The sequence below is a fragment of the Micromonospora sp. NPDC049089 genome (assembly GCF_040648775.1).
GTDB lineage: Bacteria > Actinomycetota > Actinomycetes > Mycobacteriales > Micromonosporaceae > Micromonospora.
Genome location: NZ_JBEZEH010000290.1, coordinates 1 through 6547 on the forward strand (window position 1 = coordinate 1; position 6547 = coordinate 6547).

The 6547-nt window shown below is 69.7% G+C and carries 4 protein-coding genes; 2 read left to right on the forward strand and 2 right to left on the reverse strand.

What is annotated here, in order from left to right:
- Window positions 1-179: 179 nt before the first annotated feature.
- A complete protein-coding gene (locus AB0B48_RS31160) occupies window positions 180-1019 on the reverse strand; it encodes an NAD(P)H-binding protein (RefSeq protein WP_357207825.1) in 840 nt (279 codons plus the stop codon).
- A gap of 108 nt (window positions 1020-1127) precedes the next feature.
- Between AB0B48_RS31160 and AB0B48_RS31165 the strand changes: the two genes are divergently transcribed.
- Window positions 1128-1490, forward strand: coding sequence for a helix-turn-helix domain-containing protein (locus AB0B48_RS31165; RefSeq protein WP_355577881.1), 363 nt, complete (start codon window positions 1128-1130; stop codon window positions 1488-1490).
- An 897-nt stretch (window positions 1491-2387) separates the two neighbouring features.
- Complete coding sequence (locus AB0B48_RS31170) at window positions 2388-5573, forward strand: penicillin acylase family protein (RefSeq protein WP_357207827.1); 3186 nt, start codon at window positions 2388-2390, stop codon at window positions 5571-5573.
- A gap of 93 nt (window positions 5574-5666) precedes the next feature.
- On the opposite strand, the gene AB0B48_RS31175 is transcribed toward AB0B48_RS31170, so the two are convergent.
- Window positions 5667-6314, reverse strand: coding sequence for a TetR/AcrR family transcriptional regulator (locus AB0B48_RS31175; RefSeq protein ID WP_357207830.1), 648 nt, complete (start codon window positions 6312-6314; stop codon window positions 5667-5669).
- Window positions 6315-6547 lie beyond the last annotated feature (233 nt).

The window sequence follows — 6547 nt, forward strand, 5'->3', positions numbered from 1 at the left end:
CTGGCGGCCCCGGCCGACTCCGCCCCATCAGATCGTTGGCCACACCGGATTCGGGCAGGAACTCCTTCTCGACCAGGGTTGTGCAGCTGCACGAGTAGCCGGCGCCGTCCGTCGACGGCGAACGCCTCGTTGCCGCTCACGCGTTGGTGCTGCCGCACTCCATCGGCTCCGCGCGACCGTTAACGGAAGGCGTCGATGTTGCGCGTGGCCCAGGCGGCGAAGGGGCGTGGTGATCGGCCCAGGACCTCGGAAACGTCCGGGCTGATCCGTTGTTCGGCTTCGGTCGGCGCACCGAGGATCGCCAGCGTCCCCTCGACCACCGGCGGCGGCATGAACCGCAGCATCTGCTCGCGGGCTTCGTCGGGCGTCTGGTCCACGAAGTCGATCGGCTCGCCGAGCGCGGCGGCGAGGTCGGCGACCCGTTCGCGTGGCGTGCGCAGGGCCGGGCCGGTCAGTTCGTAGGTACGGCCATCGTGCGAGCGGTGGAGGAGCACGGCGGCCGCCACTTCGGCGATGTCGGTCGGGTCGACCACGGGCAGACCGACGTCGCCGAACGGTGCGGCCACGGTCCGCTTGCCCCGGACCGATTCGGTCCAGGCAAGGGAGTTGGAGGCGAAGCCGCCGGGGCGAAGGATCGTCCAGCCGAATTCGGATCGACGCACGAGATCCTCGATGGCGCGCAGCGGCGCGTGTGACGGCGAGTCCGGTCGGGTGGCGACCGCCTGCGAGGACTGGAGCACAACGCGCTTCACGCCGCCGGCTGCGGCGACCCGCAGAATTTCGCGCATGTTGAGGTGGGCTCCGGCGCCCTCCACGAGCAGGTACAGCGCCTCGGGGTCGGCGAGTACCGGGCGCAGGCTCTCCGGGTGCTCAAGGTCCGCGCGATGGTGGCGGATGCCCTCTGGTGCGGCGCCCGGCCCTCGCCCCCGGGACACCGCCGTCACCGCGGCACCCGAGGTCGCGAGGGTTGACGCGAGCGTACGGCCGACGTTTCCGGTTGCTCCTACCACGACAAACATGTCTGGGTCTCCAGTCCGACCGTGTCGTTCGCACGGCCGAAGAAGACGCTAGTAGCGTCGATATAGTAGGTACCTAGAGGATAGTAATGGGTTTGTGACGGGGGGCACATGAAGCAGTCGACAGATCCCGAGTTGGCCTGCCCGGTCGCGCCGGTCGTCGACATCGTGTTCAGCCGGTGGACCACACCCATCCTGTGGGCACTCAACGAGTACGGTCGGCAGCGCTTTGTCGAGTTGGAACGCCGACTGACGAGCATCACGCCGAAAGTGCTCACGCAGCGGCTTCGCCAACTGGAACGTGACGGGCTCGTGTCACGCACCTACCACGCCGAGGTGCCTCCCAGAGTCGAGTACGAGATCACCGAGTTGGGCGCCAGCCTGGGTCCGCTCTTCGCGCACCTGGCGACCTGGGCCGACGCCAGCCTCGGAAAGGTGGAACGAGCACGGCGCGCCTACGACGCCCAGCGATGAGCCCGCGCGGACGTGATCGGGACCTCAGGCGGCACCATCACGGTGGCGGTCGCTCCGAGCGCGGGCCGAGGGTGCGCACCCGTGTGGTCACCTCCTCCGTCGGTATCGGGCCGGTCCTGACGTTCGTTCGCGCGTCAGGAACGACCGCGCGCGGACCGCGGCTTGTTGCAGCCACGGGCGGGGCCAGCGATGCTCTCGCCCCAGCGGCGGCCGACGACCCGAGGACCCGCCGGAGTGGCCCGTCACCAGGATCGGGTGCGCATGCTGGCCAGGGAAGCTGGCGCCGTAGGCGACCAGGGGTTTGTTGTGGACGTGTTCGCCGTCGGCCGTGATGCGGAACGACCGGTCGCCGATGTCGGAATCACAGTGGACGCAGCCGAGTGCGAGCAGGGGAAGCCCGGTGCGCCCGGCGGGCCAGGGCAGCGCGGTATGAGGACGCGTAGACATGATCTCTCCAAAGACCTGACGGAAGGCATGGGAACGAACCGACGGTGACGTCGGCAACCCAGGCGCGGGGAACGTGTCAGGTCTGGAGAGCAGGCGGTGTCACGCGGGTTGAGGTCCTCTCGTGAATGCGTCGGAGATGGATACCTCGTTGCACGGTAGGTCGGAACGGGTCGGCGAGGCCATTCATTTCAGTGCGGTGGCGGGGCAGTCGCCGGCCACCACCAAAGCCGTGATCCGGGAAGCCGGTGAGGGGAAATCGGCGAAACGTCGGCATTGGCGCGTGGTGAACGACGGGTATCCCGGACGGCGGTTCTGCGCCGATCATTGCTCGGAGATCGACACGAATGATTCTCACCTCCGGGTGGAACGCCCGGGCGCGGAGGGCGAGACGTCGGCACCGGTAGCCGGGCGAGACCGTACGGCCCGACTCCGCGTCCCCGGAGGATCGCCATGCCCCGTCCCGCTCTCCGTAACCGGCTCGCGGCGTTCACCGCCGCCGTCCTGACCGCGAGCGTCCTGACGGTGACCCCGCCGTCACCGGCGCTGGCCGCCACGACGTTCGCCGCCAACGACTACTGCCTCGGCCAGTGCGCCGACATCCTGCCTCCCGGGCAGAACGGCAACGCCACGCTGGTCGCCATCCTGGCCCACCAGGCGCTCGGCACCCGCCCGGCGCACTCCAGCGACCAGCTCGACGAGTACGCGAACCTGGTCTACAACTACGCCGGGCTGACCGACGAGCAGATCGCCCACTTCTACAACGACGCCTCGTTCGGTGTTCCGGCCGCACAGGTCGAGAGCACCGTCTCGCCGCGATCGGACGTCACCATCGTGCGGGACAAGGCCACCGGCGTCCCGCACGTCACCGGCACCACCCGCGCCGGCACCATGTTCGGCGCCGGCTACGCCGGAGCCCAGGACCGGCTCTGGGTGATGGATCTGCTGCGGCACGTCGGCCGTGGAAACGTCACCTCCTTCGCCGGCGGCGCGCCGGGCAACCGGGAGCTGGAGCAGAGCGTCTGGGCCAACTCGCCCTACACCGAGGCGGACCTCCAGGCCCAGGTGGACGCGCTGCGCACCAAGGGCGCCCGGGGTCAGCAGCTCTACACCGACGTGGTCGACTACATCGCCGGCATCAACGCCTACATCGACAAGTCGATCGCCGACGACAACTACCCGGGCGAGTACGTGCTCGCGGGCGCGGGCAAGCCCAAGCACTTCACGATGACCGACCTGATCGCCACCGCCGGTGTCATCGGCGGGCTCTTCGGCGGGGGCGGGGGCAGCGAGATCCAGTCCGCGCTGGTCCGGGTGGCCGCCCGCGCCAAGTACGGCGCCACCGAGGGCGACCGGGTGTGGGCGGCGTTCCGCTCGCAGAACGACCCGGAGACCGTGCTCACCCTGCACGACGGACAGAGCTTCCCGTACGGGGCGACGCCACCGGGCGCGACGAGCGCGGCGCTCCCCGACGCCGGATCGGTGGTCGCCGAACCCCTCGCGTACGACGCCACCGGCGGGGCCGCCGCCCGCACCGGTGCCAGCACCGCCACGAAGGAGCTGCTCGGCGGCCTGTCCAATCTGCGCGCGCACGGCATGTCCAACGCGGTGGTGGTCTCCGGACGGCACACCACCACTGGCAATCCGGTTGCCGTGTTCGGGCCGCAGACCGGCTACTTCGCCCCGCAACTGCTCATGCTCCAGGAGTTGCAGGGTCCGGGCATCAGCGCGCGTGGCGCGGCGTTTGCCGGGCTGAACCTCTACGTGCTGCTCGGCCGGGGCCAGGACTACGCGTGGAGCGCCACCTCCGCGTCCCAGGACCTCACCGACACGTACGCGGTGCCGCTGTGCACCACCGACGGCAGTGCCCCGACGCTGCGCACCAACCGCTACCTCTACCACGGGCAGTGCCTCGCCATGGAGGCGCTGGAGCAGCGCAACTCCTGGACCCCGACGCTGGCCGACTCCACCCCGGCCGGCTCGTACACACTGCGCGCGTTGCGCACCAAGTACGGGCTGGTCTCCTATCGGGGCCTGGTGAACGGGCAGCCGACGGCGTTCACGAAACTGCGCTCGACCTACCGGCACGAGGCCGACTCGGCGATCGGCTTCCAGGCCTTCAACGACCCGTCGGCGATGGGCAGCGCGGCGGCCTTCCAGACGTCCGCAGCCGACGTGGGGTACGCGTTCAACTGGTTCTACGTCAACTCGACCGAGGCGGCGTACCTCAACTCCGGCGCGAACCCGGTCCGTCCGGCCACCGCCGACCCGAACCTGCCCACGAAGGCCGAGCCGGCGTACGAGTGGGCCGGCTGGAACCCGGACACCAACGACGCCACCTACATCCCGGCGTCGGCGCATCCGCAGTCGGTCAACCAGGACTACTACGTCAGCTGGAACAACAAGCAGGCGCGGGACTTCGGGGCGGCGGACGGCAACTTCAGCTTCGGCTCCGTACACCGGGCTCAGCTGCTCGACGGCCCGGTGCGCGCGGCGATCGCGCAGCGCAAGCTCGGTCGCGCCGACGTCGTGAAGATCATGGCGGATGCGGCGGTGACCGACCTGCGCGGCCAACAGGTCCTCGGTGATCTGCTGCGGGTTCTGGACAGCACGCCGGTCACCGATCCGGCGCTGGCCGACGCGGTGGGCAAGCTGCGCGCCTGGCAGCAGGCCGGGGTCCGCCGGGTGGAGACGTCCCCCGGCTCCAAGGTCTACCAGCACGCCGACGCCATCCGGATCTTCGACGCCTGGTGGCCGCTACTGGCCTCGGCGCAGTTCCGCCCCGGCCTCGGGCCGGACCTCTACGCCTCGCTGGTCGACGCCATCGAGGTGAACGAGGCGCCGTCGGGCGGCCAGAACGGCGGGCGCGACGGCGCCGCGAACTGGGCGTTGCAGGGCCAGGCGCACAAGGGCTCGTCATTCCAGTACGGCTGGTGGGGCTACGTCGACAAGGACCTGCGTACCGTGCTCGGCGACCCGGTGGCCGGTGGGCTGGGCCGCGCGTACTGCGGCAACGGCAACCTCGGCGCATGCCGGCAGGCCCTGCTCGACGCGCTCGGTCAGGCCGCCGCGGTGCCGGCCACCACCGTCTACCCGGGTGACAAGTCCTGCGGGGCCGGCGACCAGTGGTGTGCCGACGCGATCGCCCACTCCGGGCTCGGGGGCATCACCCACCCGGTGATCGCCTGGCAGAACCGCCCCACCTACCAGCAGGTCGTCTCGTTCCCGGCGCGCCGGGGCGACGACGTCACCAACCTGGCGCAGGGCCGTCCGGCCACCGCGTCGAGCACCCAGTTCCTGACCGGCAACACGCCGGACAAGGCGGTCGACGGCAGCCTCGGCAGCCGGTGGGCGAGCAGCTACAACGACAACCAGTGGCTCCGGGTCGACCTCGGCGCGGCCCGCACCGTCAGCCGGGCCGTACTGCGGTGGGAGGCCGCGTACGGCACCGCGTACCGGATCGAGGTCTCCGCCGACGGCAGCTCCTGGTCGCCGGTGTTCGCCACGACCACCGGCAACGGCGGCGTCGACAACGCCACCTTCGCCCCGGTCACCGCCCGCTACGTGCGGGTGTACGGGGTCAAGCGCGCCACCTCGTACGGGTTCTCGCTCTACGAGTTCGAGCTGTACGGGAAGTGAGCCTGCCCGGAGGGGGCGGCGGAATCACTCACCGCCTCCTCCGGTGCGTGGCATCACGGCCGACCGGCGTGCCGTCGGGTCAACAGAACGCGCTCACTCCCGGGACGGCTGCACGAGGAACGATCTGATGTGTTCCAGCGCCATGTCCACTGCGACTTCCATGGGTGCGACGTCGTGCGCGGCGTTCGCCAACAGGTAGCCGCCCTGTAGAGCGGCCATCAAACCCGTGGCCAACTTTTCCGGGTCGGCATCCTGGCGCAGTAGGCCGCTGTCGCGCATCCGGTGCAGACCATCACTGATCAGCTTTTCCCATGCCGCGAATGTCTCCGACACTGACGATCGAGCCTGCTCATCCTGATCAGACAGTTCGAGAGCCATTGACCCGAGGCCGCACCCGTATCTGCCGTTGTTCAGCGAGTTGGCCTGGACCAGCGCGTTACGCCACCGGATCAGCCCTGAGAACGATCTCAGTCGTTGCAGCCCGGCGCTTTCCCGCTGAAGCACAAGCGCGCCCCGGTAGGTGACCAGGGCGCGCACCAGTTCCTGCTTGTCGGCGAAGTGGTGGTAGAGCTGGGACTTGCTCGTCTGGCTTGCCTCGCGGATGTCGTCGAGGGTCGTCGCGTTCACTCCGCGCACGAGCGTCAGCCGGTTCGCTGCATCGAGGATCCGCTCTCGCGTCGCGATGCCCCGCTGACTGATCCGCCGCCTGTTCGTCGGCGCAGTCACCTGCTCGTCGCTCATCTGTCAAGTGTATCCAGCGCTGATTTAGGTCGAGTTGGACTTCGGAGTCCAACAGGTGGACGTGTTCTGTTCGCTAGGCGAGCGGTGCGACCATCACCAAAATCATCGTTGGTGCGAGGTTGCCGGGACCATCCGGTCCCATACGGCGCGGGGAGCCCGGGGCCGCGCGCCCCCGTGTCAGGCCCACCCCCCCCTCCGAAGCTTACACCCCCGCCCGGGGAAGTGGCCAGATC